We start from the raw sequence: 22,483 nt of genomic DNA, 5'->3' as shown, positions 1-22,483 counted from the left end.
TCCTCAGGCTCCCTTCGAGAACATGCCGAGCATGCGGCGCGTCACGGCGAATCCGCCGAAGACGTTGATGGACGCGACGAGGATCGCGATGGTGGCCAGGACCTGACCGACGGTGTTGTCGATCCCGATCTGGAGCAGTGCGCCCACGACGATCACGCCGGAGATCGCGTTGGTCACCGACATGAGCGGTGTGTGTAGCGCGTGGTGGACGTTGCCGATCACGTAGTACCCGATCACGATCGCCAGGACGAACACCGTGATGTGGCGCGGGATGTCTCCGGGCGCGACGGCCGTGAGCAGCAGGAGCAGCGCCATCCCCGTGGCGATCAGGCCGAGCCTGGCCCGGGGGGAGAGCTTCTTCTTCTCGGCGGGCGGTTCGAGCGGCTCGGCGGCCGCCGCGGCGGGCGCCGCGCTGACCTGCACGGGCGGGGGCGGCCACAGGACCTCCCCGTCCCGGGCCACGGTCACCCCGCGCTGGACGACGTCGTCCAGATCCAGCGACCACCGCCCGTCCTTGTCCGGGGTGACAAGCTTGGTGAGGTTGACCAGGTTGGTGCCGTACAACTGCGAGGCCTGCGCGGGCAGGCGTCCGGCCAGGTCGGTGTACCCGATGATCGTCACGCCGTTCTCGGTCACCACCACCTCGTCCGCCACGCTGCCCTCGACGTTGCCACCCTGGGCGGCGGCCATGTCCACGATGACCGAACCGCGCCTCATCGACGCCACGTCCGCGGCGGTGAGCAGGCGCGGGGCCGCCCGGCCCGGGATCAGCGCGGTGGTGATGACGATGTCCACGTCGGCCGCCTGGGCCGAGTACAGGGCCGCCGCCGCCCGGTCGTAGGCCTCGCTCGTCGCCTTGGCGTACCCGTCCGTGGAGACGACCTTCTCCTCGTCGGGGACCTCGACCGGCAGGTACTCGCCACCGATCGATTTGACCTGGTCGGCCACCTCGGGACGCGGATCGGTCGCGCGGACGATCGCGCCGAGGCTGCTGGCCGCACCGATCGCCGCCAGACCCGCCACGCCCGCACCGGCCACCAGCACCTTCGCCGGCGGGACCTTGCCCGCCGCGGTGACCTGTCCGGTGAAGAACCGGCCGAAGTGGTGGGCGGCCTCGATCACGGCGCGGTAGCCGGCGATGTTGGCCATGGAGGACAGGACGTCCATCGACTGCGCACGGGAGATCCGCGGAACCGCGTCCATCGCCAGTGCGGTGACCCCGCGCTCGGCCAGGACGGACAGCAACCGCTCGTTCTGAGCGGGCGCCAGGAGTCCGACGAGGGTGGCGCCCGGCCGCAGTCGCGTCACCTCGGTCTCGGTGGGGACGGCGACCTTCATCACGACGTCGCTCGACCAGGCGGTGTCGCCGTCGACCAGGTCGGCGCCGGCGTCGGCGTAGGCCGCGTCGGAGAACTCGGCGCGGGTTCCCGCCCCGTTCTCCACCACGACCCGGTATCCCAGGCCGATCAGCTTCGCCACCGTCGCCGGCGTGGCGGCCACCCGCCTCTCCGAGGGATCGGACTCGGCGACCACGCCGATCACCGAGGGGGCGGCGGCGGGATCCGGCACCTCGGTCTGCGGGGACATATCGGGGATCTCTTCGAGGCTCGAGGCCATGGGGGTTCCTTCGACAGCATTGTGGAAGACAGCGTTGTGGAGGACAGCGTTGTGATGGGGCGACGCAGGTAGACCGGCACGACCGACCACGAACGATGTCCGATCCTTACACGGTTGCCGGCCCCGGCGTGGGGTCATCCGGGATCGCGTCGGAAACCGGTCTCGGGCCTTTCATCACGGGCGATCAGTTCGATGCGAGCCGGGGTACGAGCTCGCGGGCAGGGCGGGCGAGAGGGTGCTCTCTGCTCCGTCCACCTGGTCGGCAATGCCCTCCGGGCCTCGGCATGGTGGTGCCGCTACCCGGGAGCACGTCTGGATGAGCTTACGACACGACAAGAATTGAACTTGATTCAGGTGGGGTGGACGCCGTCCGACCACCCTCCGCCGGAGCTCTGTCGCGCCCGGAAATGCATGAAGCCGGCCTGTCGGCCGGCTTCTCCGGGGCAACCCGGCTGCACTGGATGTGTGGGCGAAGGGGGACTTGAACCCCCACGTCCCGAAGGACACTGGCACCTGAAGCCAGCGCGTCTGCCATTCCGCCACTCGCCCGAGTAACGCCCGAATACGTTAACACGCGCCACACCGGCCGTACCAATCCGCTGGTGGAGCACGGTCACGCGGCCCCCGGGGTGTTCTGAGGCGTGCTTCGGGCCGCTCCCGCCTCTATGATCGACCGGATGCCGCCCACACGAGTGGCGGGGCGGACGAACCAGACGCACACCGCGGAACCGGGCACACACCACAGAAGAGGAGGCACTCATGGGAATCGTCGGCAAGTTCGAACGCACACTCCAGGGTGCGGTGGGGGACGCCTTCGCCCGACTCTTCGGTGGCAAGGTGGTCGCGGCCGAGGTGGAGTCACAGCTACGCAGGCAGGCGGAGGCCTCGCTCAAGGTGGTCGACGGTCACCTGCTCGTCTCCAACAGCTACACCATCACCCTCGCCCGATCGGACTACGCGTCCTTCACGGAGGACGAGGCCCTGGCCGTCAAGACCTTCTCCCGCCACCTCTCGGATCACATCGCGGAGCAGGGGTGGGAGACCTACGGCCCGGTCACGGTCACGTTCGTCGAGCGCGACGACCTCCACACCGGGCAGCTGCGCATCAACGGGGTCGTGGACCCCGACGCGGTCCCCTTCCACATCTCGGCCGCCGCGCCGGCGCCGGCACCGGGCCATCCGGCTCCGTCGTCGCCGGTCCCCGCGCCGCCGGACGCCAGTCAGGAGAGACACCCCATGAAGGCACCCGCCTCCAACTACCCCGTCGCCACCCGCTCCGGATCCGCAGCCCAGAACACCGGGTGGGGCGGCCCGTCCGACGCCCCCACGCAGATCACCCAGGGACGCGCCTCGCTCTCGGTGACACTTCACCTCGAGGACGGATCCGGTCGGACGTTCCGTCTCCAGCGCGGGTCCAACCTGCTCGGACGCGGCCAGGACGCCGCCTTCCGCCTGCCGGACACCGGGGTGTCCCGGCAGCACGCGGACATCCACTTCGACGGCCGCGAGGCGGTCCTGTCCGACCTGGGCTCCACCAACGGGACCACGGTCAACGAGGGCCCCGTGCAGGACTGGCAGCTGGCGGACGGCGACGTGATCCGGGTAGGACACTCGGAGATCACCGTCCGGTTCGACTAGCCTCGACAGGCATGGACCCCCGGGAACCTCCGGGGGCGATCACACGTTGCCCGAGGTGACCTGACCGGAGAGGGAGGACCGAACTCGTGCAGGGACTCGTTCTGCAACTCTCGCGTGGCCTCCTCCTGGTGATGCTGTGGCTGTTCATCTACCTCGTCCTGCGCGCGCTGAAGACCGATGTCTTCGGCAACGTCGGGATGAGGTCGGGTGGCCAGGGTGAGCGTCGTGGTGGATTCCTCGGCCGCGGCACCAAGGCGATACGCCACCTCGTCGTCACCCAGGGCGCCCTGGCCGGAACCCGCATCACCCTCTCCGAGCAGCCGGTCCTGCTCGGCCGCGCCGACTCGTGCACATTGGTGATCGACGACGACTACGCGTCCAACCAGCACGCCAGGCTGTCCCCCCACGGGCCGGACTGGTTCCTCGAGGACCTGGGTTCGACCAACGGCACCTATCTGGACAGATCGCGGGTGACGACACCGGTCAAGGTGGCCGCGGGCACGCCGATCCGGATCGGCAAGACCGTGATCGAGCTGCGCGCGTGACCCCGTCGCTCAGCTACGCCGCCCGCTCACACACGGGGATGGTGCGCGAGAACAACGAGGACTCCGCCTACGCCGCTCCCCGCGTCCTCGTGTTGGCCGACGGCATGGGGGGCCACGCCGCGGGCGAGCTGGCCAGTCAGATCATGGTCGCGACCCTGGCCAGGCTCGACGAGGACCAACCCGGTTCCGACCTCGCCGGCGCGCTCAGCAGGGCGATGAACGAGGGCAACCGGGCGATCGCCGCGCACGTCGAGGCGCATCCGGAGGCCGACGGGATGGGCTGCACGCTGACCGCGCTGCTCTTCGACGGGCGACGCATGGGGCTGCTCCACGTGGGCGACTCACGTGCGTACCTGCTCCGCGACGGCGTCCTCACGCAGATCACCAAGGACGACACCTTCGTCCAGTCACTCGTGGACCGCGGCGAGCTCACCGCCGAGGAAGCCCACGTGCACCCGCGCCGCTCGCTCATCCTCAAGGCTCTGACCGGCGAGCCCGTCGAGCCCACCACCGCCGTCCGGGAAGCCCGGGTGGGAGATCGCTACCTCCTCTGCTCGGACGGCCTGTCCGACCCGGTGAGCACCGAGACCATCGCCGAGACCCTCGCCACCGGCTCCGCCGACGCCGCCGCCGAGCGCCTGGTCCAGCTCGCGCTGCGCTCGGGAGGGCCCGACAACGTGACGGTCGTCGTGGCAGACGTGGTCGACTCCCCACGCGGCGGTTCGGTCGTGCCCGTGGTCGTGGGCGCGGCCTCGACGGACGAGCCCGGCGAGATCGCCGTCAACGCCGACACCGCCGCCGGTCGGGCCGCGGCCTTCTCCCGTGCCCAGGTCGCCTCCCAGAACGGCACGGGAGGCGCCGAGGACACGGCCGACGAGGGGGCGCCGGCCGGGAACACGGAGCAGCGAGCCGCGGACGAGCCGGAACCCGCCGCCCCCCGCGGCACCCGCTGGCGTTTCGCGATGAGCGTCGTCGGGGTGATCGTGCTGATCGCGGGACTCGTCGGGGTCTCCGCGCTGCTCGTGCGGAGCAACTACTTCGTCGCCGAGGAGGACAGCCAGGTGGTGGTGAAGCGCGGCATCTCGGGCGAGGTCTTCGGCATCTCCCTCGCCTCCGTGAGCCAGAAGGCCTGTCTGACCGAGGACGACGAGCTCACCCTTCACGACGCCGGGACGCTCCCGTCGCCCTGCAACGTCTTCGCCATCGGCGATCTGAGCGAGCCGGCCCGCGAATCGGTGCGAGCGGGAATGCCGTCGGGCAGCCTCGCGGACGCCAGGGCCCAGATCTTCCGACTCGCCGAGGACAACCTGCTGCCGCCGTGTGCACCCCGGCGCGACGGGGGCAGGAGCGAGGAGCCGGCGGAGGCCACCACCTCGCCGTCGGCGCCCACCACGTCTCCCACCACCTCCCCCGGCCCCCCTCCGGAGCAGTCACCCGAGCCCTCCCCCGAACCCACTCCACGTCCCGCCCCGGCCTCGGTGCCGGGGGTCGACTGCCGGGCGGTGAGCTGACCTGTGACCACTCCCGCATCCGGAACGCCCGCGGTCACCGTCCCGCCCCGCCGCGGCAAGGAACTCGTCCTCCTCGTCGCCGCGTCGGTGATCGTCGGGTTCTCCCTGTTCCTCGTCCAACTGGCCCAGGAGCAGGAACTGAGCCTGACCCTGCTCTGGCTGACCCTGGCCTACCTGGGCCTGTGCGGGGTGGCGCATCTGCTGATCCGGTGGTTGGCGCCGTACTCGGACCCCGTGCTGCTCCCCGCCGTCGCCCTCCTCAACGGCCTCGGCCTGGTGCTCATCTACCGCCTCGACCTGGCCTACGCGGCGCGCGCCGTGGCCAACGGCAACGACCCGCCGGGGATGGACGTCACCAGACAGTTGCTCTGGACGCTGATCGGCCTGGCCTTCATGGCGGCCGTGTTGTACTTCCTCCGCGACCACCGGGTGCTGTCCCGGTACGGATACACCATGGGCTTCTCCGGCCTGGCGTTGTTGGCGATCCCGGCGGTACTTCCCGCCCGGTTCTCCGAGATCAACGGCGCCAAGAACTGGATCATCCTGCCCGGCTTCACCATCCAACCCGGCGAGTTCGCCAAGATCCTGCTCATCATCTTCTTCGCCTCGATCCTCGTCGAGAAGCGTGAGTTGTTCACCAGCGCCGGACGTCGCATCCTCGGCGTGGACCTGCCCCGCGGGCGGGACCTCGGGCCGATCATCGTGGCGTGGTTCCTCTCCCTGGGAGTGCTGGTGTTCAACACGGACCTGGGAATGGCGTTGCTGCTCTTCGCCACCGTGCTGACCATGCTGTACGTGGCCACCGAGCGGATCAGCTGGCTGCTCATCGGCGTCGTCCTCGTGGGCATCGGAGGCGTGTTGGCCTACGCACTGTTCGGCCACGTGCGGGTGCGGTTCCAGATCTGGCAGGACCCCTTCGCCTACTTCGACACCGGCGGTTACCAGAGCTCACAGGCCCTGTTCGGGCTCGCCTCCGGGGGCATGGGCGGCACCGGGCTCGGCAACGGGCGACCGGACCAGGTGCCGTTCGCGGGTACCGACTTCATCACCTCGACCATCGGCGAGGAGCTCGGCCTGATCGGCCTCGCGGCCGTGCTGATGATCTACGCGATCGTCGTCCTGCGCGGGATCCGGGTGGGCCTGACCATCAGGGACAGCTTCGGCAAACTGGTCGCCGTCGGCCTGGCGTTCACCGTCGCCATCCAGGTCTTCGTGGTGGTCGGCGGGGTCTCCACCCTCATCCCGCTCACCGGGCTCACCCTGCCGTTCATGGCCTACGGCGGGTCGAGCCTCCTCGCCAACTACGCCCTGTTGGCCATCCTGCTCCGGTTGTCGCACGACGCCCGTCGACCGATGCCCACCCCGCGTCAGACACCCGCGCTCGCCGAGGCGGCCACGGGCATGATGCGGACCCCGCTGCTGGCCCGCGTCCGGAAGGCCGGGTGAGCGCCGGGTGAACGCCGCCATCCGCAGGGTCGCGGTCGCCGCCATCGTCATGGTGGTGGCGCTGCTCCTCCAGCTCACCTGGGTCCAGGTCTTCCGCGCCGATGAACTGCGGGCCGACCCCCGCAACACCCGGATGCTGCTCGACGAGTACTCCCGCCAGCGCGGGCAGATCACCGCCGGGGGCCGCGTGCTGGCCATGTCGGTGCCCTCGGACGGCAGGTACGAGTTCGAGCGCACCTATCCCACCAGCCCGGTCGCGTTCGGTCCGACGGTGGGGTACTACTCCCTGCAGTACGCCACCTCGGGGATCGAACAGTCGCAGGACGCCTTCCTCAACGGATCGGACCCCAGGCTGCTCTCCCAACGCATCACCGGACTCATCTCCGGCCGGACCCCCCAGGGCGGGTCGGTGGAGCTGACCCTCGACCCCGCCGCGCAGGAGGCGGCCTTCGGCGCACTGCAACGGGGCGCCGGCCAGGGACCCTTCGTCGGCTCGGTGGCCGCGGTCCGGCCCTCGACCGGGGAGGTGCTGGCCCTGGCCTCCAGCCCGGCGTTCGACCCGAACGCGCTGTCCAGCCAGGAGCAGACCGTCCGCACCCAGGAGATGGAGCGGATCGAACAGAGCCCGGACCGGCCGCTGCTCAACCACGCCACGCAGCAGTCCCTGCCGCCCGGGTCCACCATGAAGGTCATCACGACGGCCGCCGCACTCGAATCCGGGATGGGACCGGAGACGCCGGTGTCCGGTGCGGACCGCACGCTGCTGCCCGGCACCTCCACGTTCCTGCAGAACTACGCAGGCCAGACCTGTGGTGGCGGCACCGTGACCCTCCGCACGGCGTTCGAACTCTCCTGCAACGTGCCGTTCGTGGAGCTCAGCCAGGAGATCGGCACCGACGCGTTCACCGAGATGGCCGAACGATTCGGTCTGGACGGCGGGGAACCGGATGAACTCGGGATCCCCGCGGCTCCGTCCGGCCTGGGCCAGATGGAGGACGCCGCGCAACTCGCCATGAGCTCGATCGGTCAGAGCGATGTCCGCATGACGACCCTGCAGAACGCCATGGTGGCGGCCACCGTCTCCAACGGCGGGGTACGCATGCAGCCCCAGTTGATCCGCTCGCTCACGGCGCCAGACCTCTCCGTGGTGCAGGGGTTCTCCCCCGAGGACGCGGGGCGCGCCCTGACCGACGAGCAGGCCGCCACCCTCACCGAGCTCATGGAGGGCGCGGAACGCAATGCCGGCGGCGGGCTGCCCGGGGTGACCATCGCCTCCAAGACCGGTACCGCCGAGCACGGCGTGGACGCCGCGACGACCGTGCCCTACACCTGGTACATCGCCTTCGTCCCCGGCCAGGACGTGGCCGTGGCCGTGGCGCTCGAGTCAGGTCCCGGCATCACCAGAGACACCGTGGGCTCCACCTACGCCGCCCCCATCGGCCGCGAGGTCCTGGGGGCACTCCTCGGGGGCGCGGGATGAGCCTGAACTCCGGAGCGGTGCTCTCCGGCCGGTACCGACTGCTGCGCCTGATCGCCACGGGCGGGATGGGACAGGTCTGGGAGGCCGCCGACGCGGTGCTGGACCGACACGTCGCGGTCAAGGTCCTCAAGGCCGAGTTCTCCTCCGATCAGGAATTCGTGGAGAGGTTCCGGTCCGAGGCCAAGGTGACGGCGCGGATCTCCCACCCGGGTGTCGCGACGGTCTACGACTACGGGCAGATCGACGACCCGGCCTCGGGAAACCCGCTGTCCTACCTGGTCATGGAGCTCGTGGTGGGCGAGCCGCTCTCCGATGTTCTCGCGCGCGAGGGGTCGCTACCGCTACGCCACACCCTGGACATGCTCGAGCAGACCGGTCGCGCACTCAACGCCGCGCACGCCATCGGGCTGGTCCACCGGGACGTCAAGCCGGGCAACATCCTCATCACGCCCTCCGGGCAGGTCAAGCTCACCGACTTCGGCATCGCCAAGTCGATGGGGTCCGCGGCGGTCACCCAGGCCGGGATGGTCGTGGGCACGGCCCAGTACATCGCACCCGAGCAGGCCATGGGTCACGAGACCACCCCTGCCGGTGACGTCTACTCCCTCGGGGTCGTGGGATACGAGTGCGTGTCCGGGCGCAGGCCGTTCGTAGCCGACTCCCCGGTGAGCGTGGCGATGATGCACGTCCGCGAGACGCCGCCCCCGCTCCCCGACTCGGTACCGCCGTCGGTGCGCAGGCTCCTCTCCGACGCCATGGTCAAGGATCCGAACCGGCGGTACCCCGACGGGGAGGCCTTCGCCGAGGCGGTCTCGGACGTGCGCGCGGGCCGTGACCCGCGGCCCCCGCAGGCGTTCGCCGCGGCCGCCGGGGGGGTCCTCGGTGCGGCCGCCGGCGCGGGCGCGGCCACCGCCGCCACCACCGTCCTGCCCGACGAGACACCCGGGCCGGGCACCGGGTCGCGTCCGGACCCCACCCGGGCGTACACGGGACTCCATCCCGGGTCGGCCGCGCAGGCCCGATCACGCCCGCCGTACCGAACGCAGCGGACACCCGCACAGTCCCCCGCACAGGCGCCTGCACGCCGCCACCCCGCCCCGCCGGTCACGTCCCGGCCCCCCCGACGACGCGGCGGGGCGGGGTGCGCCGGCTGGTTCCTCGTCGTGGTGATCCTGCTCGCGGCCCTCGCCGTCGCGGCCGCGATCGCGCTGTCCAACGCCGGCGTGTTCGGACCCGGAGGCCTGTTCGGAGGGACCACACCCACGACCCCGCCCGCGACCTCGGTTCCGCAGACCCTGACCCAGACCCAGACCACCCAGGTTCCGGCCCCCGCCCCGGAGCCCGCCCCCGAACCCACTCCCCCTCCCCAGCCGACACCGACCGTCACACCCCCGGCGCCCGACCTGCAGGACATGCTCGATTCGCTGACCTCCGAGTTCAACTCCTTCGTCCCGCAGGCCCAGGTCGGGGGCGGCAACCCGGGCGGCAACGCCAGTGGCAACACCGGCCCCGACGCGGCGGCCCCGGCCCACGGCAGAGCAGGTGACCGCGGATGACCACACCCCATCTGCTCGCAGGCCGGTACGAGATCGGCGAGGTCCTGGGCTTCGGCGGGATGTCCGAGGTCCACCGGGGACGGGACACCGTCTTGGGCCGCGACGTGGCGGTCAAGATCATGCGGCCCGAACTGGCCCGCGACGAGACCTTCTACCAGCGCTTCCGCCGGGAGGCCCAGAACTCCGCCTCGCTCAACCACCCCTCGATCGTCGCGATCTACGACACGGGCGAGGAACGCACCGACGACGGTGCGCTTCCGTACATCGTCATGGAACTGGTCGAGGGCGACACCATCCGGGACATCGTCAAGATGGACGGCCCCATGGAGGTGGAACGCGCTCTCGGGGTGATGGCCGACGTCTGCGGTGCTCTCGACTTCTCCCACAAGAAGGGGATCATCCACCGCGACGTCAAGCCCGCGAACATCATGATCTCGCGCGACGGGGCCGTCAAGGTGATGGACTTCGGCATCGCGCGCGCGGTCAGCGACTCGACCTCGACGCTCACCACCACCTCGTCCGTACTCGGCACCGCCCAGTACCTCAGTCCCGAACAGGCCCGCGGCGAGACGGTCGACGCACGATCTGACCTGTACTCGGCCGGCTGCGTGTTGTACGAGATGGTCACCGGAACCCCCCCGTTCAGCGGCGAGTCCCCCGTCGCGGTGGCGTACCAGCACGTCCGGGAGTCCCCGCAGCCTCCGTCGGCGATCAACCCCGAGGTCGGTCGGTACGTCGATGCCGTGGTCATGCAGGCGATGGCCAAGAACCCCGAGAACCGGTACGAGACCGCCGGGGACATGCGCACCGACCTGCTCACCGTCCTGAGCGGTGGTCGTCCCGCCGCGCCGCTGGTGCTCTCCGACGATGAACTCGACGACGGCCAGCGGCCCGACGCCCCCCACGGGTTCGCCGGGGCGGGCTTCGGCTCGGGCCGGCCCGACCGGATCCCGCCGTCCGAGGCGCCGACCGAGGCGCATGCACTGCCCGGGCTCGCCGCCGGTGGGGCCACCGGTGTCGGGGCCTCGCGGGCTCCGGGCCCCGACACCGGTGACGGCGGCCGGGGACGGCCCCGCGCGGCGACGATCGCGATCGCGGCCCTGCTCGTCCTCGCCGTCGTGGCGGGTCTCTCGATCTGGGCGGCGTCCGACCGGAACGGCGGGGTCGTCCAGGTCCAGGAGGTGACCGTCCCGGAGGTCGCGCAGCGGCCCGTGCAGGAGGTGGTCGATGAACTGACCGCCCTCGGCCTGGAGCCGGTACAGAACCCGCAGCCGGACGAGAGGGTCCCCGCGGGCCTGGTGGTCGCCTCTGATCCGATCGCCGGCAAGCGCCTCCCCGTCGGCTCGGAGATCATTCTCCTGGTGTCCACCGGCAGGCCGATCCTCATGGTCCCCAACGTGATGGGGATGTCACCGGTTGACGCGCGGGTGGCCCTCGAGGAGGCAGGGTTCGAGGTGCTCCCGGAGAACGAGGCCCGCCCCTCCACCGCCGAGGACCAGGACAAGGTCGTGGACACCGATCCGCCCCCGGGCGCCCAGGTGCCCTCAGACCGCCCCGTCAGGTTGACGGTGGGGTCCGGCCCCGAGGAGCTGCAGGTGCCGGGGGTGGTGGGGCAGTCCATCGACTCGGCCCGGGCCACCCTCGAGGGCATCGGATTCCGGGTGGACACCCGCAGGGTCGACGGCACCGCGCCGGAGGGCGAGGTGGTGGACCAGTCCACCCCGGCGGGGCAGACGCAGCTCAAGGGAGCCACGATCACGCTGCAGGTCTCGGCGGGTAACCGGTTCCTCATGCCCAACCTCGTGGGCGGCACCGTGCCCGATGCGCTGGCCGCGCTCGAGCGCGCCGGGTGGCGGGGAGGCCGCGGTCAGCTGGTCGAGCTTCCGCAGAACGACCCGGATCTCACCCGGGTGGGGCAGATCTATTCGCAACAGCCGCCTGTCGGCGAGGCCGGGGTGAACGACCAGGTCGTGGTGCGTGTGATCCGCTTCGGGCTGGTACCCGGCCCCGGCTGAGGGCCTCGCGGGGTGCTGCGGCTCAGGCGAGCGCGGCGCCCCGGGCCCGGTCGAGCTCCTGCTCCAGACCCGCCACCAGGGCCTCCTCCGGCTGCTCGCCGCACATCCCCAACCAGTTGGCGAGCATGCGGTGGCCTCCGTCGCTCATCACCGACTCGGGATGGAACTGCACCCCGTGCACCGGCATCTCGCGGTGCCGCATCGCCATGACCAGACCGGACCCGGTCCACGCGGTGGGCACGAGGTCCTCCGGGATGGTCTCCGGCAGCACCGTCAGCGAGTGGTAGCGGGTCGCCGTGAAGGGGCTGGGGATCCCGGCGAGCACGCCGGAGTCGTCGTGGGTGACCCGGCTCGTCTTGCCGTGCATGAGTTCGGCGGCCCGGTCGACCGTGGCCCCGAACGCCTCCCCGATCGCCTGGTGTCCCAGGCACACGCCCAGCACCGGGACGCCGGCGCGTCCGCAGACCCCGATGAGCGGGATCGTGGCCCCCGCCCGGTCCGGCGTACCCGGGCCGGGGCTGAGCAGGACGCCGTCGAACTCCGCGACCACCCCTGCCAGCGACGCCGGGTCGTAGCCACCGTCGGGTCCGGCGAGCCTCACGTCGTCGTTCCTCCACACCTCACACGTCGCTCCCAGCTGGCCCAGGTACTGGACCAGGTTGTAGACGAAGCTGTCGTAGTTGTCGACGACGAGGATGCGCATAGATGCAGCGTACTGCCGTCGGTGGGATGAACGTCCGGGGTGGGGCTTGGTAGACTGCCCTGGATCAGCCCCACCAGTGCAGCCCCACCAGCGCGAGGACGTCATGCCCAAGTCAAAGGTCCGGTCGAAGACCGAGTACACAGACGCGGCCGTCAGCCGCACCCCCGTCAAGGTCAAGGGGACGCCCACGTCGCAGTGGTACATCATCGTGATGTTCGGTCTCATGATCCTGGGGCTCGCGTGGTTGGTGACCTACTACATCGCCGGTGAGCGGATCCCGTTCATGCAGTCCCTCGAGACGTGGCAGAACTTCGCCATCGGGTTCGGTCTGGCTGTCGTCGGGCTCCTCATGACGATGAACTGGCGCTGACACCCGTTCTCACTGAACCCGGTTCCGGGTAATCCACAGTCTTATACACAGGTCACCCCCCGCACTCCGCGGGGGGTGACCTGCATTTTCTTAGCGAGTTGACATCCGCGCAGGTCAAGGTGGTGTATCCGGCGAAGTAACCGCTGTTACCGCTGGTCGGACCCGCCCGCACAGGCTGTGGACAACTCCCTCCACACTGGGGACAAACCCGTGACGACGACGACGCGGACGACTCCGCAGGTCGGGGTGCCGGGCTCTCGAACGCGGATCGAACTCCACCCGTGTGATTCATCCACACTGTGGATTCCGCCTGTGGATGAGAGAGGATGGGGGGATGAGTGAGCCAGCGGCGTCTCCCGGCGGGCACAGTGCGGATCCGCGGGATGCGGATTCGTGGGATGCGGATTCGTGGGGTCCGGGGGTGCTGTGGCCGAGCGCGCAGATCGCCCTCGGTGTCGGCGCCATGGCGGTGGGTGCGGCGAACGGGGACCCGCTCGGGCTCATCCTCACCGGACTCCTGGCGCTGTTCGTGATCCCCGCGGGGGTGATGCAGCTGATACGGCGTCCCCGGATCGAGGTGGTGGACGGTCAGATCGCGATCACCAGGCTCAGGGGCGTGGTGTTCGTCCCGCCCGCTCGGGTCGTCGAGGCGCGGGCACTCGGGGTCGCGAGATGGGGCGTGCGGCAGCACCTCATGCGACTGGAGTACGTGGATGACCGGGGTCGGGAGGTACTCGAGGTGTTCACGCGAGGCGACCTGGGGGCCGACCCGCGTGAGGTGACCGACCGGTTGGTGCAGCTGGGGTTCGGGGGCTCTACGCTCTGAGGAACAGCCCCGGCGACATGGTGTCGGCCGCGTACCAGGCGGCCGTGGCGACGAGCGCCACCAGAACCAGGTAGCCGAGCCACGACACGGCCTGGCGTCCGCCGCGGCCCACCCCTCGCGGTAGCCGACGGGGCAACGACACCACGACCAGCGCGCCGAGCGCACCCACGAGCAGGCCGCCCAGATGCGCGGCCAGCGAGACGCCCGGGACCAGGAAGCTCACGCCGATGTTCAGTACCAGCAGTATCCCGATCCCCTTGACGTCCACGCGCATCGACATCGCGACGATCGCGTAGGCGCCCATGAGCCCGAAGATCGCGCCGGACGCCCCGGCCGTGAGCGCGTTCTGGCCGTAGAACATCACGGCGGCGGACCCGCCGAGGGCCGAGACCAGGTAGAGCGCGAGGAATCGCGCATGGCCGATGCTGCGCTCGACACCCAGACCGAGGATCCACAGCATGTACATGTTGAGCAGCAGATGCATGGGGCCGAAGTGCTGGAACGCCGACGTCATCAGACGCCACCACTCGTCATGGGCCGCGACCAGCGGCGGATACAGCGCCGTGGCCTGGAACAACACGGCGGAATGGTTGGCGAGCAGACTCCGCGACTGGGCGACCGTCGCGGCGTAGACCGCGAGGTTGGCGGTGATGAGCCACGCGGTCACCGGCTGGAGGCGGAAGAAGCGGGAGACGGCGCCACCGCTGTGGGTCTGAGTGGTCATGGCGTGGTGGGGTGTCACCGTTCCTGCATCGTCATGGAGACACAGACGGCGCGGGACCGGGGTACCGGTGCCCGCGCCGCTGGCCGGGTCGTGTCGCCACGACCCCGGGGGTCAACTGTCAGGAGATCTCGATGGACTCGATCACGATGTCCTCGACCGGACGGTCCATGGCCCCGGTCTTGGTGGTGGCGATGGCGTCGATGACCTTCTGCGAGTCGGCGTCGGCGACCTTCCCGAAGATGGTGTGCCGGTTGTTCAGGTGCGGCGTGGGGCCCACGGTGACGAAGAACTGCGAACCGTTGGTCCCCGGGCCCGCGTTGGCCATGGCCAGCAGGTAGGGCTCACTGAACTGGAGCTCCGGGTGGAACTCGTCCTTGAACTGGTAACCCGGACCGCCACGACCGGTGCCCGTGGGGTCGCCGCCCTGGATCATGAACCCCGAGATGACGCGGTGGAAGATCGAACCGTCATAGAACGGGCCGCTCTTCTCGCCCTTGGCGTTGGCCTGCGAGTAGTCCTTCGAACCGTCGGCCAGGCCGACGAAGTTCGCGACCGTCTCCGGGGCGTGGTTGCCGAACAGCTCGACGACGATGTCGCCCTTGGTGGTGTGGATGGTTGCCTTCTGCGTTGCGATGCTCACGGCGACCATCCTGCCACGCGGTACCGGTGGATGTCGGTGAGGTGGTGGTCGGGGTCCGGGCCCTGTGCCACCATCTACCCATGAGCACACGAAGTGATCGAGCCGCTGAACGCAAGGCCATCAAGTCCGCCGAGAAGGACCTGAAGAAGGCCGGCACCGCCGCCCGGAAGGCATTCGACCTCAAGGATCCCCGCTTCCTGGGTGAAGCGGCGGTGGCCGCCACCCGCGGGCCCGCGGGTCTGGCGCTGTTCGGCGCCAGCCGCGGCATCCAGGTGCTGCGCGAACGGCGCGCGGAGCAGGCGGAGATCCTGGGCAACCTCGCCGCGGACGCCAAGGAGCACGCCGAGTCCCTCCGGGAGCAGACCTCCGTTCTCACCGCGCCCCAGGACAAGCCGAAGAGGCGGCGGCGCCTCGCGCCCCTGTGGATCGTCGGACTCGCCGGCGGCGCCGCGGTCGCGGGTGCTGCCGCGTACTTCCTGCGTGGCCAGGAGTACTCCGGGGCCGCGCCCACGACGACCCCCAGGACCACGGCCTCCACCGAACCGGCGGACTCGTCGAGCTCCGCGTCGTCGTCGGCTGCCGCCGCGGGTTCGGCACGCACCGGTGCGGACACCCCGGATGCGGGCACCACCGGTGAATCCGAGACCGGCGAGGACCTCACCATCGAGTCCCCCGATCCCGAGGGCCCCGCGGACCAGCCCGACGGCACGGCACCCGCGGCCGGCAGTGCCGCGCCCGGCCCGGCCGCCGGCTCCGCGCCGCAGCCGTCGGACGACGATCCGGCCGGTGGTTCCCCGGCCGACAAGCCCTGACCTGCAGTTGATGGGTGAGCACGAGTCTCCGTGGAGAGTCGTCGCCTCTCCGCTGACCGGGCTGGGGCCGCTGGACGTCCACGCGCTGTACAAGCTGCGCGTGGACGTCTTCGTCGCCGAGCAGGACTGCCCGTACGCGGAGATCGACGACGTCGATGCCGACCCCGGCACCACGCACCTGATGGCCTGGGCTCGGGCCACCGAGTCCGGACCGGACGAGTTGGTGGCGGCCCTGCGCGTGTTCGAATCGGGGGTCCACGGTGGGGTCATGCACCTCGGCCGTGTGTGTACGGTGCCCGGGTGGCGAGGGCGGGGGATCGCCGGTGCCCTGATCCGTCACGGCATCGGGCTCTGCGGCACGACGCCCGTCGAGATAGGCGCCCAGTCCCACCTCGAGGGGTGGTACGAGCAGTTCGGGTTCCTCCGGTGCGGGCCGGACTACTTGGATGAACGGATCCCGCACCTGCCCATGCGGCGCGAACTCGTAAGATGAGGTGCGGCTCACCCCTCCCGACATCTTCCGAGGACACCACATGACGTCTGATGCTGCACCGCCGGCCACGGAACCTCTGGTCAAGGCTCTGCTCCCCGAGAGCGAGATGCCGACCCACTGGTACAACATCCAGGCCGACCTGCCCGAGCCGATGGCGCCGCATCTGCACCCTGGCACCAAGGAGCCGCTCGGCCCGGAGGACCTCGCCCCGCTCTTCCCCATGGCGCTCATCGAGCAGGAGGTCACCGGCGAGCGGTACGTCGAGATCCCGGAGGAGGTGCGGGAGATCTACCGCCTGTGGCGGCCCTCGCCCCTCATCCGCGCCCGCCGACTGGAAAAGGCGCTCGATACCTCCGCGAGGATCTTCTACAAGTACGAGGGCACCAGCCCGGTCGGCTCGCACAAGCCCAACACGGCCGTGGCCCAGGCGTACTACAACGCCGCGGAGGGAATCACCAAGCTCACCACCGAGACCGGCGCCGGGCAGTGGGGGGCCTCGCTGGCGTTCGCGGGCCAGGCCTTCGGCATCGAGGTGGAGGTCTGGCAGGTCAAGGCATCGTTCGAGTCCAAGCCGTACCGCCGCATGCTCATGGAGACCTTCGGCGCGTCCGTTCACCCCAGCCCCTCCGACCTGACCGAGGCCGGACGGTCCTTCCTCGCCAAGGACCCCCGGACCCCCGGTTCGCTGGGCATGGCGGTGTCAGAGGCGGTCGAGGTGGCCGCGGGCGATACCGAGGCCCGCTACTCCCTGGGGTCCGTTCTCAACCACGTGTGCCTCCACCAGACGATCATCGGCGAGGAGGCCCTCAAGCAGTTGGGAATGTTCGGCGAGACGGCCCCCGACTTCGTGTTCGGGTGCGCCGGGGGCGGCTCCAACCTCGCCGGTCTGGCGTTCCCCTTCATCCGCGAGAACCTGGCCGGCGCGCGGACGAGGATCGTCGCTGTCGAGCCGTCCGCGTGCCCCTCCATGACCGAGGGTGAGTTCCGCTACGACCACGGGGACGTCGCGGGGCTGACACCGCTCATGAAGATGTACACGCTGGGCCAGGACTTCGTTCCGGACCCCATCCACTCGGGCGGACTGCGATACCACGGGATGGCACCCCTGGTCAGTCACGTCAAGCACCTCGGGCTGCTCGACTCGATCGCGGTGGAACAGAACGTCGCCTTCGCAGCCGGTGTGGAGTTCGCCAAGGCCGAGGGAATCGTCCCCGCGCCCGAGTCCACCCACGCCCTCGCCGGAGCCCTCGACGAGGCCCGCAGGCACACCGGCGAGGCCGGCACGGGCCCGTCCATCGTGATCGGCCTGTCCGGTCACGGCTTCCTCGACCTCCCTGCCTACGAGTCGTACGTCCGCGGCGAGCTGGGCTGACCGACCCGCGCCAGCAGGGCACCGCGCCAACAGAGCCACCCCCGACCCGACCGATCCACTCTCACCACCAGGAGCCACCCATGGTCAACCCGATCGATTTCACCGACCGCGTCGCTATCGTCACCGGTGCCGGCGGCGGCCTCGGCCGCGCGTACGCCCTCGCCCTGGCCGAGCGCGGTGCCAAGGTCGTCGTCAACGACCTCGGCGGTGACGTCCACGGCGAGGGCGGCACGTCCTCACCGGCCCAGCGAGTCGTCGACGAGATCGTCGCTACCGGGGGCGAGGCGATCGTCGACGGCACCGACATCACCGACGAGGCCGCGGTCGACGCGCTGGTCTCCTCGGTCATCGACACGTGGGGACGCATCGACATCCTCATGAACAACGCCGGCATCCTGCGCGACAAGTCGTTCGCCAAGATGGACACCGACGACTTCCGCAAGGTCCTCGAGGTCCACCTCATGGGCTCGGTCAACTGCACCAAGGCCGTCTGGCCCCACATGGCCGAGGCCGGATACGGCCGCATCCTCATGACCACCTCGTCCTCGGGCATCTACGGCAACTTCGGCCAGAGCAACTACGCCGCCGCGAAGTCCGGCCTCGTCGGTCTCATGAACGTCCTGGCCATCGAGGGCGCCAAGAAGAACATCAAGGTCAACTCGATCGCGCCCACGGCCGCCACCCGCATGACCGAGGACCTCCTGCCGCAGCGGGTGCTGGACATCATGGGCCCGGAGACCATCGCACCCGGGGCGCTGTTCATGGTCAGTGAGGAGGCACCCACCAAGACCATCCTCGGTGCCGGCGCCGGGGTGTTCGCGGTCTCGCAGATGGTCGAGAGCCGGGGAATCTATCTCCCGGACAACGCCCGGACCCCGGAGGTCGTGGCCGAGCGGTGGAGCGAGATCGCCGACCTCACCGACGCCCAGACCCTGGAGGGCGCATTCGAGCAGACGTCCAAGTACGCCGCCCTCGCGGCGCGTGAACTGGGGCTGCACCTCGAGAGCTGATCACGCCCCCCCGCGCCACCGCGCGGGAGTCGTCACTCCTGGTCGGCGAACTGTGTCTCGTACAGCTCGGTGTACCGCCCACCCGCTGCCAGCAACTCGGTGTGGGTGCCCGACTCCACCACGCAGCCGTCCTCCAGCACGAGGATGAGGTCGGCGGCGCGGACGGTGGACAGCCGGTGCGCGATCACCAGCGACGTCCGGTGGGACATTGCCTCGGTCAGGGCCTCCTGGACCGCGGACTCGTTGGTGGAGTCCAACGCGCTGGTGGCCTCGTCGAGGACCACGACGGACGGCTCCGCGATGAGCAGTCTCGCGATGGTCAGCCGCTGGCGCTCGCCGCCTGACAGACGGTACCCGCGGTCTCCGATGACGGTGTCCAGCCCGTCGGGCAGCGAGCGGACCAGGTCCTCCAGCCGCGCCCGGCGCAGGGCGTCCCACACGCGCTCGTCGGTGACCTCCGGGCGGGCGAAGGTCAGATTCGCGCGGATGGTGTCGTGGAAGAGATGGCCGTCCTGGGTGACCATGCCCACCGTCCGGCGCAGTGACGACGAGGTGACCCGACGCACGTCGAGGCCCGCGACCCGCACCGCCCCCGAGTCCACGTCGTAGAGGCGCGGAAGCAGCGACGCGATGGTGGACTTGCCCGCGCCGGAGGACCCGACCAGGGCGAGCATCTGACCGGGATCGGCACGGAAGCTGATCCCGTGCAGCACCTCCTGGCCACCGCGGGTGTCGAGCACGGCGACCTCCTCGAGCGAGGCAAGGGACACCTTGTCGGCCGAGGGGTAGGAGAACCGGACGTCGTCGAACTCGATGGCGGCCGGTCCCTCCGGCACGTCGACCGCGTCGGGGGCGTCCTTGAGCAGCGGGTCCAGATCCAGGACCTCGAAGACCCGCTCGAAACTGACGACGGCGGTCACCACGTCCATCGGTGCGTTGGCCAGAGAGGTCAGGGGTCCGTAGAGGCGGGTCAGCAGGAGGGCGAGTGCCACGACGGACCCGGCGTCCATCCCGCCGGACAGGGCGAACCAGCCACCGATGCCGTAGACCAGCGCCAGTGCGAGGGTGGAGACCAGCGTCAGCGAGTTCATGAACACGCTCATCAGCAGCGCGGTCCGGACCCCGATGTCCCGAACGCGGCCCGCGCGGGAGGCGAACTCCGCGGATTCGGCGGCGGGGCGGCCGAAGAGCTTGACCAGGGTCGCGCCACCCGCGTTGAAGCGTTCCGTCATCTGGTCGTTCATCGACGCGTTGAGGTCGGAGGCCTCGCGACGCAGTCTGGCCAGACGCCGGCCCACATAGCGCGCGGGGAACAGGAACACCGGCAGCAGCAGCACCGACATGAGAGTGAGTTGCCAGTTGATCCCGGCCATCACGACGAGGGTCAGGATGAGCTGGACGAGGTTGGACACGACCCCGGAGAGGGTGTCCGAGAACGCCCGCTGGGCGCCCATGACGTCGTTGTTGAGTCGACTGACCAGCGCGCCCGTGCGGGTGCGCATGAAGAAGGCGACGGGCATGGTCTGGACGTGGTCGAACACCGCACGGCGGAGGTCGAGGATCAGGCCCTCGCCGATCCGGGCCGACCACAATCTGGTCACCACCGCGTTGACCGCTTCGACGACGCCGATCACCGCGATGGCGGCGGCGAGGAGGAACACCACTCGCACGGCGGTGCCGTCCACGATCGCCGTGACGACGCGGCCGGCGAGCAGCGGGGTCACCACGGCGAGTGAGGCGCCGAAGACCGAGAGGATCAGGAACAGGACGATCCGCCTGGTGTGCGGTTTCGCGAACTGTCCGATCCGCCGGAAGTTCTCGCGGGTGAACACGCTGCGGTCGAGCGTGATGTTGTTGTTCTCGGCCCGCATCAGGGTGCGCATGGCGGCCTGCTGCATCGTCACGTCCGCCACTCCTCCTGCGTCGGAGAGGGGGTTTCCGACGACCTGTCGGTACAACCGCGTGTCCGGTGCCCTTATTCCACGGGTGCTGAGCTGACCGGGCCGCCGAGCCGACGACGCAGATGGGTCACGAAATAGCCACGTCTGGACAAAGTGAGAGATCGTGTCTAGACAACGCCACGGTTTTTGTCTAACCTCGACCACATGAAGTGGCGTATGCCACATCCCGAGTGAACTTCGGAGGTCGTGACGATGTCCAGCACCGAATACATCCGCCCCCGCGGCGGAGCCGATAATCCAGACCGGGACCACATGACGGCTCCCGCGGGGCAGGCCGACTCCCCCGTGGGGGACGCCACCGACGGAGGCGTCGAGCCCTACGCCTGGACCGACGTCAAGCGGTACCTGTGGCTGCTCGGGTTGATCCCTGCCATGGGCCTGTTCCTGTCGATGCCGTTCGTCATCGGGTTCAACTCGCTGGGTCTGGGGTGGGCCGCCACCGCCGCGTGGTTCCTGCTCCCCGTCCTGGTGTACATCGTGATCCCCCTCGGTGACCTGGCGATCGGCGCCGATGGAGAGAACCCGCCGGACGAGGTGATGGACAAGCTCGAGGCCGACCCGTTCTACCGGTGGTGCACCTATCTGTACATCCCCTTCCAGTACGCATCCCTCATCGTCGCCTGCTACCTCTGGACCGCGCAGGACCTGTCGTGGCTCGGGTACGACGGTGGTCTCGGGATCGCGGCGTCGATCGGCGTGGCCTGGACCGTGGCCATCACCGGGGGCATCGGGATCAACACCGCACACGAGCTCGGCCACAAGATCGCCGGGAGCGAGAAGTGGCTGTCCAAGGTCGCCCTGGCCACGACCGGGTACGGGCACTTCTTCATCGAGCACAACCGCGGACACCACGCCCGCGTGGCCACCCCCGAGGATCCGGCCAGCTCTCGCTTCGGCGAGTCGTTCTGGGCGTTTCTCCCGCGCAGCGTCGTCGGTTCCGCACGATCGGCCTGGCACCTCGAGGTCGAGCGTCTCGGCCGTCTGGGCAAGGGGCCGTGGACCATCCGCAACGACAACCTCAACGCGTGGCTCATGACGGTCGTCCTGTTCGGTGGGCTCATCGCGGTGTTCGGCTGGGAGGTCGCGCCGTGGCTCCTCGTGCAGGCGGTCTTCGGCTTCTCGCTGCTGGAGGTCGTCAACTACCTCGAGCACTACGGCCTGAAGCGACAGAAGACGTCTGCCGGCCGCTACCAGCGCTGCCGCCCGGAGCACTCGTGGAACTCCGACCACCTGGTGACGAACATCTTCCTCTACCACCTGCAGCGGCATTCCGATCACCACGCCAACCCGATGCGCCGCTACCAGGTGCTGCGCAGCTTCGAGCAGGCCCCGCAGCTGCCGTCCGGGTACGCCACGATGATGATCCTGGCCTACGTGCCGCCGCTGTGGCGCAAGGTCATGGACAAGCGCGTCCTGGCCCACTACGACGGGGACATCACGCGGGCCAACATCCAGCCGTCCAAGCGTGAGAAGATCCTCGCCCGCTACGGCGTCGACGCGACCCCCGGCGGGACCACCGCGGTGGCGGAGAATGTCCTCGTCGACACCGACATCGCCGCCGACCAGACCTCACCGACCGGCGAGTACGTGTGTCCGAACTGCGGGCACCACTACTCCGAGACCGCCGGTGAGCCCCGCGAGGGCTTCCCTCCCGGTACCCCGTGGTCGGCGATCCCCGCCACCTGGCGGTGCTCGGACTGCGGCGTCCGCGACAAGGTGGACTTCCTGCCCGTGAAGTAGCCCACCACCCCCCGCGGGCATGAG

At 69.9% G+C, this 22,483-nt stretch carries 19 protein-coding genes and 1 tRNA gene; 14 read left to right on the top strand and 6 right to left on the bottom strand.

The genetic code is table 11. The features are described 5' to 3' along the window. Window positions 1-3: 3 nt before the first annotated feature. Both CT688_RS00190 and CT688_RS00185 read right to left on the bottom strand, forming a co-directional pair. Window positions 4-1,587 carry a Re/Si-specific NAD(P)(+) transhydrogenase subunit alpha gene (locus CT688_RS00190; RefSeq protein ID WP_107757892.1) on the bottom strand — a complete coding sequence of 528 codons (1,584 nt, stop codon included), beginning with the start codon at window positions 1,585-1,587 and terminating at the stop codon, window positions 4-6. Window positions 1,588-2,083: 496 nt separating this feature from the next. Continuing rightward, window positions 2,084-2,166 (bottom strand) — tRNA-Leu (locus CT688_RS00185). 210 nt (window positions 2,167-2,376) lie between these two features. Between CT688_RS00185 and CT688_RS17970 the strand changes: the two genes are divergently transcribed. The 7 genes from CT688_RS17970 to pknB all read left to right on the top strand — a co-directional run bounded on the left by CT688_RS17970 (window position 2,377) and on the right by pknB (window position 11,808). Beyond that, complete coding sequence (locus CT688_RS17970; RefSeq protein ID WP_107755258.1) at window positions 2,377-3,255, top strand: DUF3662 and FHA domain-containing protein; 879 nt, start codon at window positions 2,377-2,379, stop codon at window positions 3,253-3,255. An 86-nt stretch (window positions 3,256-3,341) separates the two neighbouring features. Next, window positions 3,342-3,800, top strand: coding sequence for an FHA domain-containing protein (locus CT688_RS00175; RefSeq protein WP_107755257.1), 459 nt, complete (start codon window positions 3,342-3,344; stop codon window positions 3,798-3,800). After that, entirely contained in the window at window positions 3,797-5,311 is a 1,515-nt protein-coding gene (locus CT688_RS00170; protein WP_107755256.1) for a PP2C family serine/threonine-protein phosphatase, read from the top strand. Before CT688_RS00175 ends, CT688_RS00170 begins: the two co-directional genes overlap by 4 nt. Before the next feature lie 3 nt (window positions 5,312-5,314). Further along, a complete protein-coding gene (locus CT688_RS00165; protein ID WP_107755255.1) occupies window positions 5,315-6,757 on the top strand; it encodes an FtsW/RodA/SpoVE family cell cycle protein in 1,443 nt (480 codons plus the stop codon). A 7-nt stretch (window positions 6,758-6,764) separates the two neighbouring features. Then, window positions 6,765-8,237: a penicillin-binding transpeptidase domain-containing protein gene (locus CT688_RS00160; protein ID WP_107755254.1), complete on the top strand. Its 1,473-nt coding sequence runs from the start codon at window positions 6,765-6,767 to the stop codon at window positions 8,235-8,237. After that, entirely contained in the window at window positions 8,234-9,793 is a 1,560-nt protein-coding gene (locus tag CT688_RS00155) for a serine/threonine-protein kinase (protein WP_107755253.1), read from the top strand. The genes CT688_RS00160 and CT688_RS00155 overlap by 4 nt, the downstream gene beginning before the upstream one ends. After that, entirely contained in the window at window positions 9,790-11,808 is a 2,019-nt protein-coding gene (gene pknB / locus CT688_RS00150) for a Stk1 family PASTA domain-containing Ser/Thr kinase (RefSeq protein WP_107755252.1), read from the top strand. Before CT688_RS00155 ends, pknB begins: the two co-directional genes overlap by 4 nt. A 22-nt stretch (window positions 11,809-11,830) precedes the next feature. On the opposite strand, the gene CT688_RS00145 is transcribed toward pknB, so the two are convergent. Further along, window positions 11,831-12,511 (bottom strand): aminodeoxychorismate/anthranilate synthase component II, encoded by a 681-nt coding sequence (locus CT688_RS00145; RefSeq protein ID WP_107755251.1) that lies wholly within the window; start codon window positions 12,509-12,511, stop codon window positions 11,831-11,833. A 103-nt stretch (window positions 12,512-12,614) separates the two neighbouring features. Between CT688_RS00145 and crgA the strand changes: the two genes are divergently transcribed. Beyond that, window positions 12,615-12,881, top strand: coding sequence for a cell division protein CrgA (gene crgA / locus CT688_RS00140; RefSeq protein WP_031264343.1), 267 nt, complete (start codon window positions 12,615-12,617; stop codon window positions 12,879-12,881). 334 nt (window positions 12,882-13,215) lie between these two features. After that, window positions 13,216-13,707 carry a PH domain-containing protein gene (locus CT688_RS00135; protein WP_231750426.1) on the top strand — a complete coding sequence of 164 codons (492 nt, stop codon included), beginning with the start codon at window positions 13,216-13,218 and terminating at the stop codon, window positions 13,705-13,707. Here CT688_RS00135 and CT688_RS00130 read toward each other — a convergent pair. Then, a complete protein-coding gene (locus tag CT688_RS00130) occupies window positions 13,697-14,431 on the bottom strand; it encodes a rhomboid family intramembrane serine protease (RefSeq protein WP_107755249.1) in 735 nt (244 codons plus the stop codon). The genes CT688_RS00135 and CT688_RS00130 overlap by 11 nt on opposite strands. A gap of 118 nt (window positions 14,432-14,549) precedes the next feature. Beyond that, a complete protein-coding gene (locus CT688_RS00125; RefSeq protein WP_017835116.1) occupies window positions 14,550-15,080 on the bottom strand; it encodes a peptidylprolyl isomerase in 531 nt (176 codons plus the stop codon). 71 nt (window positions 15,081-15,151) lie between these two features. On the opposite strand from CT688_RS00125, the gene CT688_RS00120 reads away from it, so the two are divergent. From CT688_RS00120 to CT688_RS00105, 4 genes are all read left to right on the top strand, one after another. Beyond that, window positions 15,152-15,883, top strand: coding sequence for a hypothetical protein (locus CT688_RS00120; RefSeq protein ID WP_107757891.1), 732 nt, complete (start codon window positions 15,152-15,154; stop codon window positions 15,881-15,883). 10 nt (window positions 15,884-15,893) lie between these two features. Then, entirely contained in the window at window positions 15,894-16,376 is a 483-nt protein-coding gene (locus tag CT688_RS00115) for a GNAT family N-acetyltransferase (RefSeq protein WP_107755248.1), read from the top strand. Window positions 16,377-16,416: 40 nt separating this feature from the next. Then, complete coding sequence (locus CT688_RS00110) at window positions 16,417-17,748, top strand: TrpB-like pyridoxal phosphate-dependent enzyme (RefSeq protein ID WP_107755247.1); 1,332 nt, start codon at window positions 16,417-16,419, stop codon at window positions 17,746-17,748. Window positions 17,749-17,828: 80 nt separating this feature from the next. Continuing rightward, entirely contained in the window at window positions 17,829-18,758 is a 930-nt protein-coding gene (locus CT688_RS00105) for an SDR family oxidoreductase (protein ID WP_107755246.1), read from the top strand. A 32-nt stretch (window positions 18,759-18,790) separates the two neighbouring features. On the opposite strand, the gene CT688_RS00100 is transcribed toward CT688_RS00105, so the two are convergent. Beyond that, on the bottom strand, window positions 18,791-20,656 hold the full coding sequence (locus CT688_RS00100; protein ID WP_107757890.1) for an ABC transporter ATP-binding protein: 1,866 nt from the start codon (window positions 20,654-20,656) through the stop codon (window positions 18,791-18,793). A 255-nt stretch (window positions 20,657-20,911) separates the two neighbouring features. Here CT688_RS00100 and CT688_RS00095 point away from each other — a divergent pair, with 255 nt between their 5' ends. Further along, complete coding sequence (locus CT688_RS00095) at window positions 20,912-22,459, top strand: fatty acid desaturase (protein WP_194305850.1); 1,548 nt, start codon at window positions 20,912-20,914, stop codon at window positions 22,457-22,459. Window positions 22,460-22,483: the final 24 nt, after the last annotated feature.

Source organism: Dietzia sp. JS16-p6b (assembly GCF_003052165.1).
GTDB lineage: Bacteria > Actinomycetota > Actinomycetes > Mycobacteriales > Mycobacteriaceae > Dietzia.
Note: the sequence above shows the minus strand (reverse complement) of the source record. Positions and strands in the feature narration are given on the sequence as shown.